1 protein-coding gene is annotated in these 2153 nt (G+C 60.6%); it reads right to left on the reverse strand.

The features are described 5' to 3' along the window. Positions 1-2153: Ig-like domain-containing protein (locus AC07V4_RS26900; protein ID WP_495029370.1), on the reverse strand; the 2153-nt coding region annotated here is incomplete at both ends.

Here is a 2153-nt window from a genome sequence, read left to right on the forward strand (position 1 = left end):
TCGCCAGTCACGCTACCGGTCACGGTAATGTTGGTTGACGATTCGGTGCTGTTGACGATGTTGTCCGCCGTCACCGGATCGAAGCTGACGGTGGTGGACGTGTTGTTCGGCACGGAGGTGTCGACGACGTAACCACGACTGGACGTGACGGTGGCCTCGTTACCGACAGCGTTATGTGCCGCGAGGCTGGCACTGACTGCCGTACCGGCAGCCAATACGTTGCCAGGCACGGTGGTCGACCAGATGCCACCGGCCGCTACGGACGCGGTGTAGGTCTGGCTACCGATGGTCAGGGTGACCACGTCGCCGACAGTGAACTCGCCCGTTACGGTACCGCTGATGGTTTCGTTGTTGGTCGAAGCTGACTCGTCAGCGTTGACGATGTCGTCACCGGCCACGATGTTGATGTTCAACGCAGTGCCTGCCGGAGCGCTGGTATTAACAATGTACGGACGGCTTGCCGTGACCGTACCGGCGTTGCCGGCGCTGTCGTGGGCGGCGATGCTCACTTGCAACGACTGGCTACCATTACTGCCGAGGCCGCCTGCGGCCACATCGACACTCCAGGTCCCGCCTGCGGCGACAACCCCAGTGAAAGTACCTGCCGCCGTGGTCAAAGTAACCACGTCACCTGCAGTGTAATCCCCCGCAACAGTGCCGGTAACGATCACATCTGTGCTCGATTCATTGGCATTGATGATGTCGTCACCGGCGATGACGTTGATCGCCACTTGCGTGGTGCTGGCCGACGGACCGGTGGTATCCACGGCCAGGCTGAAGCTATTGGAAGCCACACCCAGGTTACCCGAGACATCGGCCACTTTGACGGTGTAGGTGTAGGTGTAGGTGTAGGAAGCATCCGCCAACGCCGCATCAGTGAAGGTCCAGGTTTTTCCTGAAACCGTCGCCTCCCCGACCAGTGTGCCATCGCGATACACATTCACTTTTTCGCCGCTGACCAGGTCAGCCGACAACGAACCATTGAGCGTTGGCGTGGTGTCATCGGTTTTGGTGCCCGAAGGCGAAGCCGGGTTCTGTATAAGGCCGACGTTATCCGCGAAACTATCAACGGTGCCCGTGGTAGTAGGAGCAATGCTATCCACGTAAGGCACGGAGGTAGTTGGGCTATGGTTGCCCGCCGCGTCTGTTGCGCCAGCCACGACGTTGCCTGTTGGCTGGTCGACCGGAGAAGTCACCGAGTACGAACCATCAGTGCCTGCCGTAACAGTACCGGTGATGCCGTCTGGGTAGGTCACGTTAACGGTGGTACCAGGTTCGGCTTGGCCGGTGACGGTTACGCTGCCGTCTGGGTTGGTTGCAACATCCACTGTTGGCGCAACAGGTGCAGTGGTATCAGCATAAGCAACGGTGGTGGTTGGGCTGGTATTGCCCGCCGCGTCTGTTGCACCGGCCACGACATTGCCCGTTGGTTGATCGATGGGCGAAGTCACCGAATACGAACCGTCAGTACCCGCCGTAACGGTACCGGTGGTGCCGTCTGGGTAGGTGGTGTGAACCGTGGTGTTCGGTTCGGTCTGGCCGGTCACGGTCACGCTGCCGTCAGTATTGGTCGCAACGACAACGGTCGGCGCGTCTGGTGCAGTGGTGTCGGTATAAGGCACCACGGTATCCGGGCTGGTATTGCCCGCTGGGTCAGCCGCGACCGCAGTCACTTCGCCCGTAGGCTGATTCGGCGGTGTGGTGACCGAATAAGAACCGTCCGGGCCAGCAGTGGCCGTTTCAGTCGAACCGTCCGGGTTGGTCATCGTGACCGTCGTACCTGGTTCGGCCGTGCCACCGATGGTCAAGCTGCCATCCGGATTGGTGGTGACCGCAACCGTCGGTGCATCTGGTGCAGTGGTATCAGCATAAGCAACGGTGGTGGTTGGACTGGTATTACCCGCTGGGTCAGTCGTGACCGCAATCACTTCGCCCGTAGGCTGGTTCGGCGGTGTGGTGACCGAATAAGAACCGTCCGGGCCGGCCGTTACCGTTTCAGTCGAACCGTCCGGGTTGGTCACCGTGACCGTGGTGCCTGGTTCGGCCGTGCCACCGATGGTCAAGCTGCCATCCGGATTGGTGGTGACCGCAACGGTCGGTGCGGTCGGTGCAGTAGTGTCGGTGTACGAAACCGAAGTCGCTGGACTGGTATT

Source organism: Pseudomonas sp. GW821-FHT03A09, assembly GCF_059421065.1.